At 65.5% G+C, this 18,967-nt stretch carries 18 protein-coding genes and 1 tRNA gene; 12 read left to right on the top strand and 7 right to left on the bottom strand.

Features of this window, described 5'->3' with window-relative positions; translation table 11 throughout:
* Positions 1–207 precede the first annotated feature (207 nt).
* The 3 genes from WBB07_RS01380 to WBB07_RS01390 form a co-directional block, all read right to left on the bottom strand.
* Positions 208–462, bottom strand: coding sequence for a hypothetical protein (locus WBB07_RS01380; protein WP_526304011.1), 255 nt, complete (start codon positions 460–462; stop codon positions 208–210).
* A gap of 231 nt (positions 463–693) precedes the next feature.
* Positions 694–984 carry a hypothetical protein gene (locus tag WBB07_RS01385; RefSeq protein ID WP_526304013.1) on the bottom strand — a complete coding sequence of 97 codons (291 nt, stop codon included), beginning with the start codon at positions 982–984 and terminating at the stop codon, positions 694–696.
* Positions 984–1,244, bottom strand: coding sequence for a hypothetical protein (locus WBB07_RS01390; RefSeq protein ID WP_526304015.1), 261 nt, complete (start codon positions 1,242–1,244; stop codon positions 984–986). Before WBB07_RS01390 ends, WBB07_RS01385 begins: the two co-directional genes overlap by 1 nt.
* Positions 1,245–1,337: 93 nt before the next feature.
* On the opposite strand from WBB07_RS01390, the gene WBB07_RS01395 reads away from it, so the two are divergent.
* Together WBB07_RS01395 and WBB07_RS01400 are read left to right on the top strand one after the other, a co-directional pair.
* Positions 1,338–1,565, top strand: coding sequence for a hypothetical protein (locus tag WBB07_RS01395; protein ID WP_526304017.1), 228 nt, complete (start codon positions 1,338–1,340; stop codon positions 1,563–1,565).
* A gap of 4 nt (positions 1,566–1,569) precedes the next feature.
* Positions 1,570–1,950, top strand: coding sequence for a hypothetical protein (locus tag WBB07_RS01400; protein ID WP_526304019.1), 381 nt, complete (start codon positions 1,570–1,572; stop codon positions 1,948–1,950).
* Between the two features lie 134 nt (positions 1,951–2,084).
* Here the strand turns inward: WBB07_RS01400 and WBB07_RS01405 are convergent, their stop codons facing one another.
* From WBB07_RS01405 to WBB07_RS01415, 3 genes are all read right to left on the bottom strand, one after another.
* Positions 2,085–2,339 (bottom strand): hypothetical protein, encoded by a 255-nt coding sequence (locus WBB07_RS01405; protein ID WP_526304021.1) that lies wholly within the window; start codon positions 2,337–2,339, stop codon positions 2,085–2,087.
* A gap of 10 nt (positions 2,340–2,349) precedes the next feature.
* Positions 2,350–2,712 (bottom strand): DUF732 domain-containing protein, encoded by a 363-nt coding sequence (locus WBB07_RS01410; RefSeq protein WP_526304023.1) that lies wholly within the window; start codon positions 2,710–2,712, stop codon positions 2,350–2,352.
* Positions 2,713–2,847: 135 nt separating this feature from the next.
* Positions 2,848–2,921, bottom strand: a tRNA-Arg gene (locus WBB07_RS01415).
* Between the two features lie 551 nt (positions 2,922–3,472).
* Here WBB07_RS01415 and WBB07_RS01420 point away from each other — a divergent pair.
* The 5 genes from WBB07_RS01420 (at position 3,473) to WBB07_RS01440 (ending at position 12,299) form a co-directional block, all read left to right on the top strand.
* Entirely contained in the window at positions 3,473–4,702 is a 1,230-nt protein-coding gene (locus WBB07_RS01420) for an alpha/beta hydrolase (protein WP_526304025.1), read from the top strand.
* 160 nt (positions 4,703–4,862) lie between these two features.
* A complete protein-coding gene (locus tag WBB07_RS01425) occupies positions 4,863–6,311 on the top strand; it encodes a wax ester/triacylglycerol synthase family O-acyltransferase (protein ID WP_526304027.1) in 1,449 nt (482 codons plus the stop codon).
* Complete coding sequence (locus tag WBB07_RS01430; RefSeq protein WP_526304029.1) at positions 6,308–7,891, top strand: HAD-IB family hydrolase; 1,584 nt, start codon at positions 6,308–6,310, stop codon at positions 7,889–7,891. The genes WBB07_RS01425 and WBB07_RS01430 overlap by 4 nt, the downstream gene beginning before the upstream one ends.
* Complete coding sequence (locus tag WBB07_RS01435) at positions 7,888–10,251, top strand: glycerol-3-phosphate 1-O-acyltransferase (RefSeq protein ID WP_526304031.1); 2,364 nt, start codon at positions 7,888–7,890, stop codon at positions 10,249–10,251. Before WBB07_RS01430 ends, WBB07_RS01435 begins: the two co-directional genes overlap by 4 nt.
* A 32-nt stretch (positions 10,252–10,283) precedes the next feature.
* Positions 10,284–12,299: a bifunctional copper resistance protein CopD/cytochrome c oxidase assembly protein gene (locus WBB07_RS01440; protein ID WP_526304032.1), complete on the top strand. Its 2,016-nt coding sequence runs from the start codon at positions 10,284–10,286 to the stop codon at positions 12,297–12,299.
* Here the strand turns inward: WBB07_RS01440 and WBB07_RS01445 are convergent.
* Entirely contained in the window at positions 12,293–12,943 is a 651-nt protein-coding gene (locus WBB07_RS01445; protein ID WP_526304034.1) for a TetR/AcrR family transcriptional regulator, read from the bottom strand. The genes WBB07_RS01440 and WBB07_RS01445 overlap by 7 nt on opposite strands.
* Before the next feature lie 109 nt (positions 12,944–13,052).
* Between WBB07_RS01445 and WBB07_RS01450 the strand changes: the two genes are divergently transcribed.
* The 5 genes from WBB07_RS01450 (at position 13,053) to ettA (ending at position 18,917) form a co-directional block, all read left to right on the top strand.
* Positions 13,053–14,078, top strand: a complete 1,026-nt coding sequence (locus WBB07_RS01450; RefSeq protein ID WP_526304036.1) for a Rieske 2Fe-2S domain-containing protein — start codon at positions 13,053–13,055, stop codon at positions 14,076–14,078.
* Positions 14,079–14,084: 6 nt separating this feature from the next.
* Positions 14,085–15,164 (top strand): NAD(P)H-dependent amine dehydrogenase family protein, encoded by a 1,080-nt coding sequence (locus WBB07_RS01455; RefSeq protein ID WP_526304038.1) that lies wholly within the window; start codon positions 14,085–14,087, stop codon positions 15,162–15,164.
* A 173-nt stretch (positions 15,165–15,337) separates the two neighbouring features.
* Entirely contained in the window at positions 15,338–15,838 is a 501-nt protein-coding gene (locus WBB07_RS01460) for a single-stranded DNA-binding protein (protein WP_526304040.1), read from the top strand.
* Positions 15,839–16,021: 183 nt separating this feature from the next.
* A complete protein-coding gene (locus tag WBB07_RS01465; protein WP_526304042.1) occupies positions 16,022–17,149 on the top strand; it encodes a zinc-binding dehydrogenase in 1,128 nt (375 codons plus the stop codon).
* 94 nt (positions 17,150–17,243) lie between these two features.
* Complete coding sequence (gene ettA, locus WBB07_RS01470; RefSeq protein ID WP_526304044.1) at positions 17,244–18,917, top strand: energy-dependent translational throttle protein EttA; 1,674 nt, start codon at positions 17,244–17,246, stop codon at positions 18,915–18,917.
* The last annotated feature ends 50 nt before the right edge of the window (positions 18,918–18,967 follow it).

Raw genomic sequence — 18,967 nt, forward strand, 5'->3', positions numbered from 1 at the left:
CTCCTTCGACTGGAGCTACTGGCGTCAGACACCAGCAGCATCGAGGGAGGCCCGCCCTTCTCGGCGGAGCCACACAGGTGGGGAATTTCAGTGAGCGTCAGTGGGGAATTTCAGCGAGCGCGGTCACAGCGGTGGCCGGCGCCACAACCACGTTGGCGTCACCATGGGCGATCGACATGACGTTCGGGTTGAGGAACTCGATGAACGTCAACTCCAAGGTGTCGTCCTGGAGGTCTGGACCGAGCGCACCTTATCGCCGTTCCAGTCCTTTTTCTTGTCGGTCTGGCGTTCGGTGTTGTAGGTGTAGCCCTCATCGGAGACACCGCCCAGTTGGTGAATTCCATTGACGGGGCGTGGGTCGTAGGCGTTGGTGGGCAGGGCGATGTGCTGGTCGACCCGCCAGATGCCGCCGTTGACTTTGGGGACGCCGACAAAGGTGTTCTTGACGTTGGTGTGCGCCACAATTTCCTCCTGGAAGGGTTGCGCCCCAACATCGGAGGGGCACGACGAAAACCCCCTACACCGGATGGTGGGGGGCAACCTTGGCTTGTGTTGTGCTAGTTACGTGTTCACACCGTGGACTGCACAGTCCAGGTGTGGTTGACCTGGACGCGGGGCACGCCAGGCAGCTCGGGATCCTCGGTAGGGAACGGGCCGTGTTGTTCACACGGTTCGCTGATCGGCTGTTCTCCATCAATTTCGGTGTCCGGCGCGGCTCGCAGGATCGCACCACAAAGGCGCCCCAAAATCCGCGCACCGCACTTCATCGTCACTGTCATAAACTTGGGTGATGACCTGACACCACTGGGTTCGTCGACTCATCTCCCGACCCGGCAACGTGAAGCAGCGAATGAACCGATCCGGCATCGGCGACGGCAACTGCGTTGCGATATCGATCCCGGTGACGCCGTGCTCAACGAGACCCTGCGCCAGCATCTTGTGGGCGATCACATCGGCGTCGGGGAACACCACCAGTGCGGGCATTAAATGTTCCTCTGCAGCGCCTGAGTTTTCGCTTCATGCCTAGCCGCGCGTGTGCCGGTGGTCTTCACCCGCCGCCGAGCCCGATCACCGTCGGAGCCGTCCTCGACCTCGTAACACGGTTCCGTCGCCGCAGGTGACGTGGTGGACGGAACCGCATTGGCGCGGCCTGCCAACGCATCAGCATGTTTATCAACGAGGGACTGCGCACCCGCCGATGTCAGCAACTCCCGAAAACCGGCGGCATTGAACTCGATACGCATCAGCCCACCCACTTCAGTCCGACAGGCTTACGGCCCGGCGCGAACCCGAATGGTCCACGAACGTGACGACGAACTAGTGATTGTGATCTGACTATGGACATTTCCGACACTTTGGCCCCGAAATCTGACCAGCTCAACGCCGAGGACTTATTGACCTCGACGCGGACCGTCACCATCGAGAAGGTCGTCAGGAAATCGTCGGACGAACAGCCTCTCGATGTTGACCTGACAGAGTTCCCCGGCCGCCCCTTCCGCCCGTCAAAGACGGTGAGGCGCATCCTCGCCGCCGTCTGGGGATCCGAATCAGACGAGGGTCGGTAAGCGTATGACGCTGTACCGCGACGCTGACGTCAAGTTCGGTGGGCAGGATGTCGGCGGCATCCGTGTCTCGCACATCTCTGGCATCGAGAAGCGGTTGAAGATCGCGCTGACGACGAGCCGTGGTCAGCGAAAACCGTTCTTCATCGAACCGCTGCCTGACCAGCCTGCACCGGCCCGTGGTAGGCAACCCACGGCCACCAGCATCATCGGCGCGTTCGATGGCCTGGGTATGACAATCGAGCAGCTCGAAACCCGCACCGGCTCCGCGCATGACAAGTGGGAGCCCGACGACATCAACGGCCTCGCCGCTGTCGGTAAAGCGATCAAGGCGGGCGCAACCACCACTGCGGCCGAGTTCCCAACACTCCAGCCCAGCAGGAGTTAGGCGGCACCGCATGAGATTTGTCGTGTCCTGCCCAGACTGCCTGTTCGGTAAAGGTATCGCTGAGTTCCCAGACGAGGACGGCGCGAACGGGTTCCGCCGCCGCCACCACGCAATGGTCGGGCACCGAGCCGATGTCACACGAGTACTCGACACGCCATTTGAAGGATTGCTCGGTGGGCCGGCGGGCGTTCCTTCAGCAGGTTCATCGTCATCCTCCGGGCATCAGCGATCGCATACAGAGCGTGTCGAAACGAATCCTCACGCCCCTGATCGACCACGGTCCACTCCATGACCCACGCCGGATACCCCGCCGGTTCAGCAATCGCTTCCGGGGGAGGCTGGTAGTCGTCGACCTGGGTGACCTTGACGCGGGTGACGAACGTGGGCACAGCAGTGGACCTACGGAATCAGGCCGACATACTGCGGGCAATAAGCCATGATCGAGCCGTCCACGAACACGGCGGTTCGATAAATAGTGCTGAACACGTCTTTCTCGCTGCCCATCTCGTGAAGCAAATTGACCGTATTGGCATACTGGTCCTCTACCGGCGCCGTAGACCCGTCGATCAGGCTGCACACTTGGTGAGCCATCGGAATGTAGGCCGGCAAGTCTTCATCCCTGATGGTCATGTTGCCGTCTCGGAGTCGCTGACCTAGCAGCGCGTCACCGTAGAGTGCGACCGTTGAGGTGGAGGTTTCTGTCACCGTCTCTGTGACGGCTGTCTCCGTCGTCTGCGCCCCACATCCGACTGTCGCCAGCATCAACGCTGCTATGCCTATCCGCCCCATAGCTGGGGAAGCCTACCGGGTTATCGCTGATCAGAGGTGTAGTCAGCCCAAACGGCCATTGTGTGTAGTTGTGCATGTAGCGGTACCGCTGGTACCGGTCTTGACCAGCGCCCCCGGCAGGAATCGAACCTGCGACCTAGGGATTAGAAGGCCCTTGCTCTATCCAACTGAGCTACGGAGGCAACGCGCCCAAAAGTGTAACTGGCCATGTGGCGGTGGCGGGAATGACCGCCAACCAGCACCGTCGGACCGGCCACATCGCGGTTGGTGCAGGGGATTTGGGCACCGACGGGCGGCCCGTCGCGGTGGGACGGCTGTGTGGCGGGTTGGTTGTCATTCAACCGGTTCGCTGCGCCAGGTCGGCGACCGCTGCGCGAGCGGGTGGTGTACCGGTGGCAAACGCTGTGAACAGCCCGAATGGTCGCGCGGGCAGGGCGTGGGAGCTGGGCAGCGGCTGCCGACAAATGACGCCGTGACTCTCAAATGCGGGTCACTGTCATCCGGCTGACCAGGACAGATAGTTCGGGACGGGTTTCGGTGCACATCACGAAGACATCTCGATTGCAGACCGATCTACCTGCGTGTTTCGAAAATCGCTACGACGCGTCCAGGAAATCGCCGTCGGCGTCGTCAAAATTAGCTACGGTTGTGATCCGCGGCACACCCGGGACTCGCAGGTTCCACGCCGCGGCGGGCGAAAGCGCCCGTACGTGACTGCGAAGGTGCATGTGCGATGGGCATTGCGACAGACGTCTCCCGCGCTTCGGCGGCGGGAGCGCAGGTCTTACGGCTGGCCGCCGATCCCCGGTCCTACCGGGCGGGTGCGCTCGTGGCCCGCAGCGGCCCGTCGCTGGCCCGATGGCTGACCGGATGGGTGGCCTCCGAATTCACACCCCAAGCGGTGGCCGGGCATGCCTTGTCGGCCCTGCGTGCCACCCCGTTGGAACGGATCAGCTGCACCCTGGCTTCGCAGCGTGCCAATTCCGTCCTCGAAGAGGCGCTGGCCGAGACCGTCGGTAACCGGGACGCCGTCGTGCACCCCCTGGAATTCCAGGCCCACCGGCCCAGCCTGGCCGGCTTCTGGCACGCCACCCAACACCGTCGCCGATACGCCGCGACCACCACCAACATCTCCTACGGCCCCAACGGCCGCGACCACCTGCTCGACATCTGGCGTCGGCCCGACCTGCCGACGGACCGCCCGGCCCCGGTCCTGCTGCAGGTGCCCGGCGGCGCATGGGCGCTCAGTGAGAAGCGCGGCCAGGCGTACCCGCTGATGAGCCGGATGGTCGAGCTGGGCTGGATCTGCGTGTCCATCAACTACAGTCGCAGCCCGGGCCGGGCCTTCCCGGCGCACATCATCGACGTCAAGCGGGCCATCGCGTGGGTGCGGGACAACATCGCCGACTATGGCGGCGACCCGAACTACATCGCCATCACCGGCGGTTCGGCGGGCGGGCACCTGGCAGCTCTGGCGGCGTTGACAGTCGGAGATCCGACATTGCAGCCGGGTTTCGAACAGGCCGACACCAGTGTCCAGGCGGCGGTGCCGTACTACGGCGCTTACGACCTGACCAATACCGCCACCATGACACCGTTGATGGTGCCGTTCCTCGAACAGTTCGTGATGCGGGCCAGCCTCGCCGAGAACCGGGCGCTCTACGAGGCGGCTTCGCCGATCTACCACGTGCACCGCGACGCCCCGCCGTTTTTTGTGCTGCACGGCAGCGAGGACGCCCTGATCCCGCGCGCCCAGGCCCGGGATTTTGTGACAGCCCTGCGCGGGGCGGGCGCGCCGGTGGTGGCCCACGCCGAGCTGCCGAATGCACATCACGCCTTCGACGCGCTGGCAACTGTGCGCTCCCAGCTCGCCGCCGATGCCGTCGCCCAGTTCCTCGGCGTCACCTACGGCAGCCACATCCAGTACGCGACCCGGCGGATGCGCGCCACGCCGGCCAGCTGATCCCCGAGGTCAGCTAGTTGAATTCGCCCTGCTGACACTCGGTTTCGGAGCGTCGCCCAGGGTGACGGCGCTATCCGCACATTCGACACCCGCCGGTGGTGTGGGCCGACTAGCGTGGTGCGAACATGCAAACGGAATCGGGTTTCGACAGGAGAACTGTGTGACGAGCGGATTGTCCGATGAACTGGGGGCGGTCGATCAACTGCTGCATCGCGGCGAGGCCAATCCGCGCACCCGGTCGGGCATCATGGCCCTGGAGTTGCTGGACACCACCCCGGACTGGGAGCGTTACCGGCGCAACTTCGAGTACGCCTCGCGCACCATTTTGCGGCTCCGGCAAAAGGTGGTGATGCCGACGCTGCCGACGGCGGCGCCACGCTGGGTCGTCGACCCCGACTTCAACCTGGACTTTCACGTGCGACGGGTCCGGGTTCCGGAGCCGGGCACCCTACGTCAGGTGTTCGATCTGGCCGAGGTCATCCAGCAGTCACCGCTGGACATCTCCCGGCCGCTGTGGAGCGCAACGCTGATCGAAGGTCTCGAAGGCGGGCGGGCCGCTCAGTTGCTGCACCTGAGCCACGCGGTGACCGACGGTGTGGGTGGCGTCGAGATGTTCGCCCAGATTTATGACCTGGAGCGCGACCCCGAACCCCAGCCGGCGCCGCCACTGCCCATCCCACAAGACCTGTCGTCCAACGACCTGATGCGCCACGGACTGACGTCCCTGCCGGGCGCTCTGGTCGGCGGGGTGCGCGACGCCGTGGTCGGCGCCGTCGGGGCGGTCGGCAAGATGGTCGGAGATCCCGGTGCCGCGGTGAATGGGGTACTCGAATACGCGATATCGGGACGCCGGATGATGCGCCAGGCCGCCGAGCCCTCGCCGCTGCTGCGCCGTCGCAGCCTCACCAGCCGGACCGAGGCCATCGACGTCAAACTCTCCGATCTACACCGGGCCGCCAAAGCTGCCGAGGGATCCATCAACGACGCCTACCTGGCCGGCTTGTGCGCGGCGCTGCGGCTCTACCACGAGGCCCTGGGGGTGCCGGTGGCCACCATCCCGATGGCGATCCCGGTGAATCTGCGGGCCGAATCCGATGCCGCAGGCGGTAACCGGTTCACCGGCGTCAATCTTGCGGCGCCGGTGGGGACCACCGACCCGGCCGAACGGATCCGCGATATCCGGTCCCAGATGATGCATCGCCGGGAAGAAGCCGCCATCGACGTCATCGGGTCGATGGCACCGGTGTTGTCGCTGCTGCCCGACGCGGTGCTGGAGTCGATCACCGGTTCGGTGATCGCCTCCGACGTCCAGGCCAGCAATGTGCCGGTGTACCAGGGTGACACCTTCATCGCCGGGGCAAAAGTGTTACGGCAGTACGGACTTGGCCCGCTACCCGGGGTTGCCATGATGGTGGTGCTGGTATCGCGCAGCGGGTTCTGCACCATTTCCGCCCGCTACGATCGTGCCGCCGTCACCGACGAAGCCCTGTTCGCCCACTGCCTGCGGGCGGGTTTCGATGAAGTGCTCACCCTCGCCGGTGAGCCACCGCCGGTCTCGGTCCCGGCATCGTTCACCGACCCTTCCAACGATACGGAGGGCCGGTCATGACCTCTTCCGATTCCGAGTCCCGCGATCTCCGGCTTCCCGGTTCGGTGGCCGAAGTCAAGGCCAGCCCCCGGGGACCGCACATCGGCGCCTTTTTCGACCTGGACGGCACGCTGGTCGCCGGGTTCACCGGCGTCATCCTCACCCAGGAACAATTCCTGTCCCGCCAGCTCGGTATCGGTGATTTCTTCGGGATGATCCAGGCCGGCCTCAACCACAAACTGGGGCGTCGCGAGTTCGAGAACCTCATCACCGCCGCCTCGAAGGCGATGCGGGGCCGCCCACTCAGCGATCTGGACCAGCTGGGCGAGCGGCTGTTCAAACAGAAGATCGAATCCCGGATCTACCCGGAGATGCGAGAACTGGTCCGGGCGCACCTGGAACGGGGCCACACAGTGTGCCTGAGCTCGTCGGCACTGACCATCCAGGTAGAACCGGTCGCCCGATTCCTCGGCATCCCCAATACCTTGACCAACCGATTTGTCGTCGACGACGACGGCGTGGTGACGGGCTCGATCGTCGAACCGATCCTATGGGGCCCGGGCAAGGCCAACGCGGTGCAGAAGTTCGCCGCCGAACACGACATCGACTTGCACGACAGCTACTTCTACGCCGACGGTGACGAGGACGTCGCCCTGATGTACCTCGTCGGCAACCCGCGGCCCACCAACCCCGAAGGCAAGATGGCCGCCGTTGCGCGACAACGCGGCTGGCCCATCCTGAAGTTCTCCAGCCGCGGCGGCAGTGGATTGTCCGGAGCGATCCGGACATTGGCGGGTGTGGGCACCATGCTCCCGGTGGCCTATGGCGCCCTCGGCTGGGGACTGCTGACCCGCAACCGGCGTCGCGGCGTCAACTTCTTCACCACGAATTGGACGCAAACACTGTTGGCGGCCAGCGGAGTTCAGCTCAACGTCCTCGGTCGGGAGAACCTCACCGCCCAACGCCCTGCGGTGTTCTTGTTCAACCACCGCAACAACTTCGACCCGGTGATCACCTGTTCACTGGTCCGCGACAACTTCACCGGCGTCGCCAAGAAGGAACTCGAGAACGACCCCCTGGTCGGCTCCCTGGGCAAACTCATCGACGCTGTCTTCATCGATCGCGACGACGCCAAGTCCGCCGTCGAATCGCTGCACAAGGTTGAGGAGGCGGCGCGCAACGGCCTCTCGATCGTGATCGCCCCGGAGGGCACTCGCCTGGACACCCACGAGGTCGGTCCGTTCAAGAAGGGCCCGTTCCGCATCGCCATGGCCGCCGGCGTGCCGGTGATCCCGGTGGTGATCCGCAATGCGGAGGTGATCGCCGCCAGGGACTCGTCGGTGATGAACCCCGGCACTGTCGATATCGCGGTGTTCCCGCCGATCTCGGTCGCCGACTGGACTCCCGAGAACCTCGATGACCGCATCGCCGAGGTGCGCCAGCTCTACCTGGACACCCTGGCGAACTGGCCGGCCGACCAGCTGCCCACGGCACCGCCGTATCAACACGAGCCGGATCACCACAAGCCGGCCAAAAAGACTGCGGCAAAAGCGAACAGCGATGGTCAGCCGTCGCGCAAGAACGTCCGGGGACGTCCATGACCGCCGGATCCACCAGCGACATCCCCGTCGTCGAGATCGGGGACGACTCGCTGATCCTGGCGTCGGTGTCGTCGCCGGCCGAACACGACATGCTCGACGACTGGATCCGCGGGCAACGCCAAGCCCATCCCGAACTCGAAGTCGCGGTGTTGCAACTGCCGGGTGAGAACGAAGAGCCGCCGGCCGGGGTGATCGCCCAGCTGGTCCAGGAACTCGAGGTGGGGGAGGACAGGTCGGTGGTACCGGTCCGGGTCTTCTGGGCTCCGGGCGGACTACCCACTCGGGTCAAGGTGGTCGGTTGGCTGTCCGGCCGCGACACCTACCGACCGCCGGAGATCTTGCAGCGCCGCATTCTTCGGCGCGACCCCAGCCGGGCCAGGGTGGTGACCGGTGAACCCGCCAAGGTCTCCGAACTGCGCCAGCAGTACCAGGACACCACCGTGGGGGACAGCCCCCGCGACTTTGCCCGATTTGTGCTGCGGCGCGCCAGCCTGGCGATCGAGCGCATCGAATACCGGCTGCTGGGACCCGAATACAAGTCGCCGAGGCTGGTGAAGCCGGAGATGTTGGCCTCCTCACGTTTTCGCGCCGGTCTCGATCAGATTCCGGGCGCCTCGGTGGAAGCGGCCGGGGAGATCCTCGACGAGCTCGCGACCGGGTGGAGCCGCTTCTCCGTTGATCTGATCCCGAACTTCTCGAAGTTCATCTACAGCCGCGGATTCGACCCCAACATCGACTATCTGCCCGAGCAGGTCGAGGTCATGCGGCAGGCGCTGGAGACCCATCCGGCAGTCATGTTGTGGTCACACCGGTCCAACCTCGACAGCGCAGTGCTGACGGTGGCGCTGCAGGAGAACCGGCTACCGCGGGCCAATCTGTTCGCGGGGATCAACATGTCCTTCGGTCCGATGGGGCCGCTGCTGCGCCGCTCCGGTGTCATCTTCATCCGCCGCAAGCTCGACGACCCGCTCTACAAGTATGTGCTGCGCGAGTTCGTCGGCTACATCGTGGAGAAGCGGTTCAATCTGAGTTGGTCGATCGAGGGTACCCGGTCACGAACCGGAAAGATGTTGCCGCCCAAGCTCGGTCTGCTCGCCTACGTCGCCGACGCCTATCTGGAGGGGCGCAGCGACGACATCTTGCTGCAGCCGGTGTCGATCAGCTTCGATCAGCTGCACGAGACGGCGGAGTACGCCGCCTACGCCCGCGGCGGAGAAAAAGCCCCCGAAGGGATGAGTTGGCTCTACAACTTCATCAAGGCGCAGGGGGAGCGCAACTACGGCAAGATCTATGTCCGGTTCCCCGAAGCGGTCTCGATGGCACAGTATCTCGGAACTCCGCACGGGCCCGGGGCCGACGACACCGGCTTGGACCCCGATGTCAAACGGTTGGCCATGCAGAAGATGGCCTTCGAGGTGGCGTGGCGGATCCTGCGGGTGACACCCATCAACGCCACCGGGCTGGTTGCGGGACTGTTGTTGACCACCAACGGAATCGCGCTGACCCTGAACCAGGTGCACCACACCGTGCAGGACTCCCTGGACTATCTGGAGCGCAAGCAGACGCCGGTCACCGACAGTGCGCGACGACTGCGCAGCCCCGACGGTGTGCGTGCCGCTCTGGACGCGCTCTCCGGCGGGCACCCCATCACCCGGGTCGACGGTGGCCGGGAGCCGGTCTGGCGGATCACCGCCGACCACCAGCACGAGGCGGCGTTCTACCGGAACACCCTCATCCACGCGTTCCTGGAGACCTCCATCGTCGAGCTGGCCCTGACCTACGCCAGCCGCGCCGACGGCGACCGGGTGGAGGCGTTCTGGGCCCAGGCGATGCGGTTGCGTGATCTGCTGAAATTCGACTTCTACTTCGCCGACTCGGCGGCATTCCGGGCCAACATCACCGAGGAGATGGCCTGGCAGGCTGATTGGGAAGAACACGTCGCCGCCGGCGGTGAGGAGATCGAAGGGCTGCTGTTCGCCAAACGGCCGTTGATGGCACACGCCATGCTGAGGTCGTTCTTCGAGGCCTACGAGGTCGTGGCCGACGTGCTACGGGATATGCCGGCCGAGGTCAGCGAAAAGGAACTGACCGAGCGGGCTCTCGGCGTGGGGCGGCAGTACGCGGCGCAGGACCGGGTACGCAGCACCGAGTCGGTATCGGCGTTGCTGTTCACGACGGCCCGTCAAGTGGTCGCCGATCAGCGTCTGCTCACCCCGGCACCCGATTTGCCCGAGCGGCGCGCCGCTTTCCTGGCGGAGCTGCGCGGTGTGCTGGCCGACATGGACCGCATCGACCTGGTCTCCCGCCAGCAGTTCGTCGACCGCGAGCACCGATCCCGGCAGAAGTCTGACACCGTGTAGTAGGTCGGATTCCTGCGGCCTACCCTGGACGGGTGACCGCACCGGCAGCATCGGCTTCTCGTACCACCCCGCGTTCGGCGGTGTGGCCGATTCTGGTCGGCGTCGGCGTGCTCGCCGGGGTCACCGCCGCCGCGTTGGCGGCGCTATCGCTGACCGACGCACTGACCGCGACCGGGCTGCCCGACCCGGGGCCCGTCACCACCGTCGGGCTGCCGTTTGTCCGGGCCGCCGGTGAGATCGCCGCCGTCGTGGCGGTGGGGGCCTTTCTGTTCGCGGCGTTTTTTGTGCCTCCGCAGCAGTCGGGTGTGCTCGACGCAGCCGGCTATCGCGCGATCCGAACCGGCAGCATCGCCTCCGGGGTCTGGGCGGTGTGTGCCACGCTGATGGTGCCGCTGACCATCTCCGATGTCTCCGGCCAACCACTGCGCGACCACCTGAATCCACTCACCATGTGGTCCTTGGCCAGCCTGGTCGAAACGGCCGATGCCTGGCGCTGGACCGCCATCCTGGCGGCCGCGGTGACCTTGATCAGCATTCCGGTGCTGCGCTGGTCCTGGACACCCTTGCTGTGTGCAGCCGCCCTGGCCACCCTGCTGCCGCTCGGTCTGACCGGGCATTCGTCCTCGGGCGGATCCCACGATGTGGCCACCAACAGCCTGCTGATCCACCTGTTCGCCGCGGCGCTGTGGACCGGCGGGCTGCTGGCGCTGCTGGCACATGCCTTGCGCCGCGACCGGCACGCGGACGTCGCCGCGCGGCGATTCTCCGCCGTGGCCCTGTGGTGTTTTGTGGCGATGGGTCTCTCCGGTGTCATCAACGCGTTGGTGCGGATGCGTCCCGAGGACCTTTTCGACACCCGGTACGGGCTGCTGATCCTGGCCAAGATCAGTGCGCTGGTGGCGCTGGGAGTGCTGGGCTGGCGGCAACGACGGGTCGGGGTGGCCGCGCTGGCGGCCGACCCGAGCGCCCGTGGCCCGCTGGTGCGCCTGGCGCTGACCGAGGCCGCGATCTTCGGGATGACCTTCGGTGTCGCGGTGGCGTTGGGGCGTACCCCGCCGCCACCACCTCGGACGCTGAACCCGTCGACCACCGAGGTGGCGCTCGGCTACAACCTCGACGGTCCGCCGACGGTGGCCCGGCTGTTGTTCGACTGGCGCTTTGACCTGGTGTTGGGTACCGCCGCGATCGTGATGGCCCTGGTGTACCTGGCCGGGGTGCGACGGCTACAGCGCCGTGGTGATGTCTGGCCGGTGGGCCGCAGCATCGGTTTTCTGCTGGGGTGTCTGGTGCTGTTGGTGGCCACCTCTTCGGGTATCGGGCGGTACATGCCGGCCGTCTTCAGCGTCCACATGAGCGCGCACATGTTGCTGTCGATGCTGACTCCGATCCTGCTGGTCCTCGGTGCGCCGATGACGTTGGCGCTGCGGGCGCTGCCCGCGGCGGGCAAGAACGATCCGCCCGGTCCACGCGAATGGTTGCTCGCCGCGCTGCACAGCAAGTTCTCCCGGCTGCTCACCAATCCGATCGTGGCGACCGCCCTGTTTGTCGGCGGCTTCTACGGGCTGTACTTCGGCGGGATCTTCGACAGCATCGCCGGCAGCCATGCCGGGCACGTCGCGATGAACATCCATTTCCTGCTGTCCGGCTACGTCTTTTACTGGGTGGTGATCGGCATCGACCCGACACCGCGACCCATCCCGCATCTGGGCAAGCTGGCCATGGTGTTCGGCTCACTGCCGCTGCACGCGTTTTTCGGTGTGGTGCTGATGGGCATGAACACGGTGCTCGGGGAGACCTTCTACCGGTCGCTGCAGCTACCTTGGCAGAACGATCTTCTCGCCGATCAGAAGCTGGGCGGCGGCATCGCTTGGTCGGCGGGTGAGGTGCCGCTGGTGGTGGTGCTGCTCGCACTGTTGATCCAGTGGACGCGCAGCGACCGTCGCACCGCGAAGCGGTTGGACCGCGCCGCCGACCGCGACGAGGACGCCGACCTGGCGGCCTACAACAACATGCTTGCCGAACTGGCCCGTCGGGAACGCGATCACTGACTCCGGTGCCGGCCCTGGTCGGTCGAGACCGGGTTCAGGTATGCCGTGATCGCGTTGGTGAGTCCGCGTCTGGCCACCTCGAGGTCGGTGAAGGACCCGAGCTGGCGCTCCGAGGTGATACCGCGCATGGCGCCGGGGATGAAGGCAGCCACTTCCAGTATCCGGGCCGGGTCGACGCCCAGGTCGGCAAACGCCTGCTGGCAGGAGGCATTCCAGGAGTGTCCCCAGGAGACGAACTCCGCTGCGGTGCGCGGATAGAGCCGTTCCAGTTCGTCGGGATCCGACGGTAGCGCGGCCCGCAGATTCTCGATGGCACGCGAATGCGCCGAGGTGAGGCCGTCATAGAGCAGGTCGATGATCGCGGCGACCCGCTGGTGCAGTGGCGCGTCGGACTCCGACGGTGCGGGCAGCGCACCCCGGAGCTCGGCCGTGTGGTGCAGTACGGCCGCCCACAGCCCATCGACATCGCCGAATTGGTACTTCACCGCGCCCCAGGTGGCGCCGATGTCCTTGGCGATCCGGGCCGCCGACACCGAGCCGGGGTCGCCGGAGGCCAGTGACCGGATCGCGGCCTCCAGCATGTTCTCCCGGGTTGCCAGGCCACGCCGGTTGCTGCGTCTGCCCTGCGTGCCGGGTGCCGTCATCTGGCCGATGTTAATGCAGGCTTCGTCTCTGACGGTTTCCCCTCCCATCGAATCGTAGTGGGCACTATGATTCTTGGGCGCGGCCTCCGGCCGCAGGGGAGGTCCGCAGATGGCAAAGCCGCCGTTGTCGATGAGGCCGACGGGGTGGTTCCAGGTGGCGTGGACCGAGGAGATCGGTATCGGTGAAGTCCACCGGATGAAGTACTTCTCCGAAGACCTGATCGCCTGGCGTTCCGCATCCGGCCGACTGTCGGTGATGAACGCCTACTGCGAACACCTGGGCGCACATCTCGGTTTCGGCGGGAAGGTGGAAGGCGAGGTCATCCAGTGCCCGTTCCACGGGTGGCAGTGGAACGCCGACGGGCGCAACGTCTGCATCCCGTACGAGCCGCGGCCCAACCGGGGTCGACGGATGCGGACCTATCCGGTGGTGGAACGCAACGAGTCGGTCTACATCTGGTTCGACACTGACGGCCGGGAGCCGTACTTCGCTGCACCGGATGTGTTCGCGTCGTTTGCCGACGGCCGCAGCGCAGCCGACTATTACCCGCAGCAGCGACTGTTCGAGCAGGGACACGAGATGCACCCGCAGTACGTCCTGGAGAACGGCGTCGATTTTGCCCACTTCAAGTACGTCCACGGCACGCCGATCAATCCGATCTTCACCCGACACGATTTCGACGAGCCGGTCTCCTACGTCGATTTCACCATCACCTTCGAAGGGGATGGCCGGCAATCGATCGACGACGTTCGCAGCGGAGTGGAGGCCGTCAACGGCGGACTGGGCATTGCGGTGACCAAGAGTTGGGGCATGATCGACAACCGCACCATCTCGTGCGTCACCCCGGTCGACGAGCGCACCTGCGACGTGCGATTCATCGTCTACATCGGTCGGACACCGGGTAAGGACGCGCCCCGGCATCAGACGAGGGCACAGGATTTCGGCAACGAAGTGATCCGGCAGTTCCGTCAGGACATCCACATCTGGTCACACCAGCGCTATTCCGATCCACCCGCTCTGGCCAGTGGTGAACTCGAGGGTTTCACCGCGATTCGTCAGTGGGCCAAGCAGTTCTATCCCGACGGGATCGGCGGCAGCGCCGCCGAAGTCTACGCAGCACACGAGAAAGGCTGAACCGACATGGGCAATCCGATTCGCGTCTTCCAGGTGGCAACCGGCAACGTCGGTTCCGAGATGATCAAACGCATCGCTGTCGAACCGGACCTGGAACTGGTTGGTGTGCACTGCTATTCGCCGGAGAAGATCGGCAAAGACGCCGGTGTGCTGGCCGGCTTGGCGCCCAACGGGGTGTTGGCCACCGGCAGTGTGGAGGAGATCATCGCGGCGCGACCCGATGTGCTGACCTTCCATGGAGTGTTTCCCGACGAGGACCTCTATGTCCAGGTGCTCGAGGCCGGTATCAACATCGTGACGACCGCCGACTGGATCACCGGCTGGCACCGCGATCACAATCATCCCCATCACTCCGGCAAGTTGGTCAGCCGGCTGCTGGCCCAGGCCTGCGAGAAGGGCGGCGCGAGTTTCTACGGCACCGGGATGAACCCGGGGCTGAACCAGATCCTGGGGGTCGCGTGTTCGGCGGACGTCGCCGCCATCGAGAACGTCACCACCATCGAATCCGTCGACGTGTCGTGTCATCATTCGAAGGAGACCTGGATCGAAGTGGGTTACGGTCTGCCCGTTGATGATCCGTCGATACCCGCGAAGCTGGAGAAGTACACCCGGGTGTTCGCCGACAGCGTCTACATGATGGCCGACTGCTTCGGACTCGAACTCGACGAGGTGACGTTCAGTTACGAATTGGGCGCCTGCACCAAGGATGTGGACCTGGGGTGGTACACCCTGCCCAAGGGTTCGCTCGGCGGCAACTATCTGAAGTATCAGGGCATGGTCGGCGGGGTGCCCCGGGTCGAGACCCACCTCGAGTGGCAGATGACCCCACATACCGACCCCAGCTGGGATATCAAGGGCTGCTACATCACCCAGATCAAGGGCGATCCGTGTATCTACAACAAGCACATGATCTTCCCCAAGCCCGGGGTGGATCTGTCGGACCCGAGCAGCTTCGCCTCGATCGGGATGACGGTCACCGGAATGCCGGCGCTGCACGCGATCACTTCGGTGGTGGCGGCCCCGCCCGGCATCATCACCAGCGCCGACCTGCCGCTACGGGGTTTTGCGGGACGCTTCGCGCTCTGAGGTTCGCCGGGCGCTTCGTGTTGGTGGGCACGAATCCACAGTTGCGAGTTCATCCACAGGCCGGTGTGGCGCCGGTGCTGCGGGTCGCCTGAATGTCGGAGCCGCGGCGCTCAATGGGGCAGCGGCACCGCCTCAGGTGGCGCACCTGTGAAGACAAACGAAGGGACACCGCGATGTTCGAGACCCCACTGACCGTGACCGGACGAATCGTCACCGACCCGGTGCGGCGCCGCGTCGGCGACCAGGAACTGGTGAAGTTCCGCCTCGCCAGCAACGCCCGCCGCCGCACCGGTGACGGAGCCTGGGAACCCGGCAACTCCCTGTATCTGACCGTGAACTGCTGGGGCAAGCTGGCCGCCGGGGTGAGCGGCAGCCTTGCCAAAGGCGACGCCGTGATCGTGGTCGGGCATGTCTACACCAGCGAGTACGAGGACCGCGAGGGCATCAAACGATCGTCGGCCGAGTTGCGCGCCACCGCCGTCGGGCCCGACCTGTCGCGGTACCTGGCACGCATCGAGAAGATCAACCAGAACACCGCGACCCCCGGCGGCGGTGCGCCGGGTTCGGCCGGCATCGAGGAGGCCGGGAGCGAAGACGCCGGTGCCGGAACCGGCGCGGACAGCGCCGAAGAGGACACCACGGTCGACGACGAACCGCTGCCGTTGACCGCCTGATGGTGCGCGCCCGGTGGGGCGCCCGGCGATACCGGTGTCGGGCATCCCCACCGGGCAGATCTCCAGCGCGTCGGTCGGCAACAAGGCCTGTTGTTGTGGGACAAGCGATCTCCGACGGGCGGTAGTCTCGCGGTGACGCGACCGGCAGTGTGAGGTCACAATCGGCAGGGGAGGAGGCAGCAGATGGTCGACACCATGCGGGCCGCAGTGTGGACCGGAGACGGACCGCGCCTGGCGGTGGAGGAGATTCCGGTGCCGGAACCCAAACAGGGCGAGGCGCTGGTTCGGGTCACGGCCTGCGGGGTGTGCCATACCGATCTGCACGTGATGAAAGGCGAAGTCGCCTTCCCGTCACCCGCGGTGCTCGGACACGAAATCTCCGGCACCGTCGTGGCGCTGGGCCCCGGCACCGCACCGGCCGACGGTATCGAAATCGGGGCGCCGGTGGTCGGCGCATTCATCATGCCGTGTGGAGAGTGCCGGCAATGTCGACGTGGCCGCGACGACATGTGCCTGCCGTTCTTCGCCAAGAATCGACTCAAGGGCACGTTGTACGACGGCACCACCCGGTTGCACCGCGCCGACGGCAGCCCCCTGGCCATGTACTCGATGGCGGGGTTCGCCGAGTACTCGGTGGTCCCCGTCCACGCACTGGCGCCCCTGCGCGGCGGATTGCCGGAGGTCGAGGCCGCGATCCTGGGCTGCGCCGCCTTCACCGCCTACGGGGCCATCCACCAGACCGCCCAGCTGCAGGCCGGGGAGACCGTTGCGGTGGTCGCGACCGGGGGAGTGGGCTCCAGCATCGTGCAGCTGGCGAAAGCGGCCGGGGCCCAGAGCGTCATCGCCGTCGACATCAGCGACACCAAGCTGCTGGCGGCACAAGCGCTGGGCGCCGACCACGTCGTCAACTCGTCGGCGACCGACGCGGTGGCCGCGGTGCGGGAGCTCACCGACGGTGCCGGCGTGGACGTGGCCTTCGAAGTCCTGGGTCGCCGGCAGACATTCGAGCAGGCCATCAAGATGCTCGCCGACGGTGGCCGCATGGTGGCCGTCGGCATCGCGGCCGGGGCTGAAACCGCCAATGTGGAGATCACCCCGCTGGTGCGGCGCGGGATGAAAGTGCTGGGCTCTTTCGGCGGGCGCACCCGCCAGGACCTGCCTGCTGTGATCGAGCTGGCCGCCAGCGGCGTATTCTCGGTCGCGGACACCGTGACCCGGACCTACTCACTCGACGCCGCCGGCGAGGCTTTTGACGCGCTGGCACGAGGCGAAATACAGGGTCGCGCGGTGATCACTATGGCAACCGCCTGAGCTGCGGCGTATCGGAGACATACCGGTCGCCCTAGGATGAGTGCGCGAGTGAACCGAAACGGCACTCGATAGATCAGAAAGGCGACACTGCGGCATGGCTGAGTTCATCTACACGATGAAGAAGGTCCGCAAGGCCCACGGCGACAAGGTCATCCTCGATGACGTCACCCTGAATTTCCTTCCCGGCGCCAAGATCGGCGTCGTCGGACCCAACGGCGCCGGCAAGTCGAGCGTCCTGAAGATCATGGCCGGGCTGGACAAGCCCAACAACGGCGACGCGTTCCTGGCCAACGGCGCCACGGTGGGCATCCTCATGCAGGAGCCCCTGCTCAACGAAGAGAAAACGGTCCGGGAGAACGTCGAGGAAGGCGTCCCCGTCAAGGCCAAGCTCAATCGGTACAACGAGGTCGCCGAGCTGATGGCCACCGACTACACCGATGAACTGATGGAAGAGATGGGCCGGCTCCAGGAGGAGCTCGACGCCGCCGACGCCTGGGATATCGACTCACAGCTCGAGCAGGCGATGGACGCACTGCGCTGCCCGCCGCCGGACGAGCCGGTCACACACCTCTCCGGAGGTGAGAAGCGCCGCGTCGCCCTGTGCAAGCTGCTGCTGTCCAAGCCGGACCTGCTGCTGCTCGATGAGCCCACCAACCACCTCGATGCCGAGAGCGTGTTGTGGCTCGAGCAGCACCTGGCGGCCTACTCCGGTGCCATCCTCGCGGTCACCCACGATCGCTACTTCCTCGACAACGTGGCCGAGTGGATCCTCGAACTCGACCGGGGTCGCGCCTACCCCTACGAGGGCAACTACTCGACCTATCTCGAGAAGAAGGCCGAGCGCCTCGCGGTCCAGGGCAAGAAGGACCAGAAGCTGCAGAAGCGGCTCAAGGACGAACTGGCCTGGGTGCGCTCCGGCGCCAAGGCGCGCCAGGCCAAGAACAAGGCCAGGCTGGGCCGGTACGAAGAGATGGTCGCCGAGGCGGAGAAGACCAGGAAGCTCGACTTCGAAGAAATCCAGATCCCCACCGGGCCGCGGCTGGGTAACACCGTCGTCGAGGTCGAAAACCTGGACAAGGGCTTCGATGGGCGCATCCTGATCAAGGATCTGTCGTTCACGTTGCCCCGCAACGGCATCGTCGGCGTCATCGGACCCAACGGTGTCGGCAAGACCACCCTGTTCAAGACGATCGTCGGTCTGGAGGACCCGGACAGCGGCATCGTCAAGGTCGGCGACACGGTCAAGCTCAGCTACGTCGACCAGAGCCGGTCGCGGATCGACCCGAAGAAGAACGTCTGGGAGGTCGTCTCCGACGGCCTGGACTACATCGAGGTGGGCCAGAACGAGGTGCCGTCCCGGGCCTATGTGTCTGCGTTCGGCTTCAAGGGGCCTGACCAGCAGAAACCGGCCGGGGTGCTCTCCGGTGGTGAACGTAACCGACTCAACCTCGCCCTCACCCTGAAAGAGGGCGGCAACCTGATCCTGCTCGACGAGCCCACCAACGATCTCGACGTGGAGACGTTGTCGTCGCTGGAAAACGCCTTGGAGAGTTTCCCCGGCTGCGCCGTGGTCATCAGCCACGACCGCTGGTTCCTCGATCGCACCTGCACGCACATCCTGGCGTGGGAGGGAGACGACGACAACGAGGCCAAATGGTTCTGGTTCGAAGGCAACTTCGGTGGCTACGAGGAGAACAAGATCGAAAGACTGGGAGCCGACGCAGCGCGTCCGCACCGGGTGACACACCGACGCTTGACGCGCGACTAAGGTTGCCGCTGCGTGCCAAAGAGGCCACGCAGTGAAGTCAGGAGTGATCC

Source organism: Mycobacterium sp., from assembly GCF_049647605.1.
GTDB lineage: Bacteria > Actinomycetota > Actinomycetes > Mycobacteriales > Mycobacteriaceae > Mycobacterium.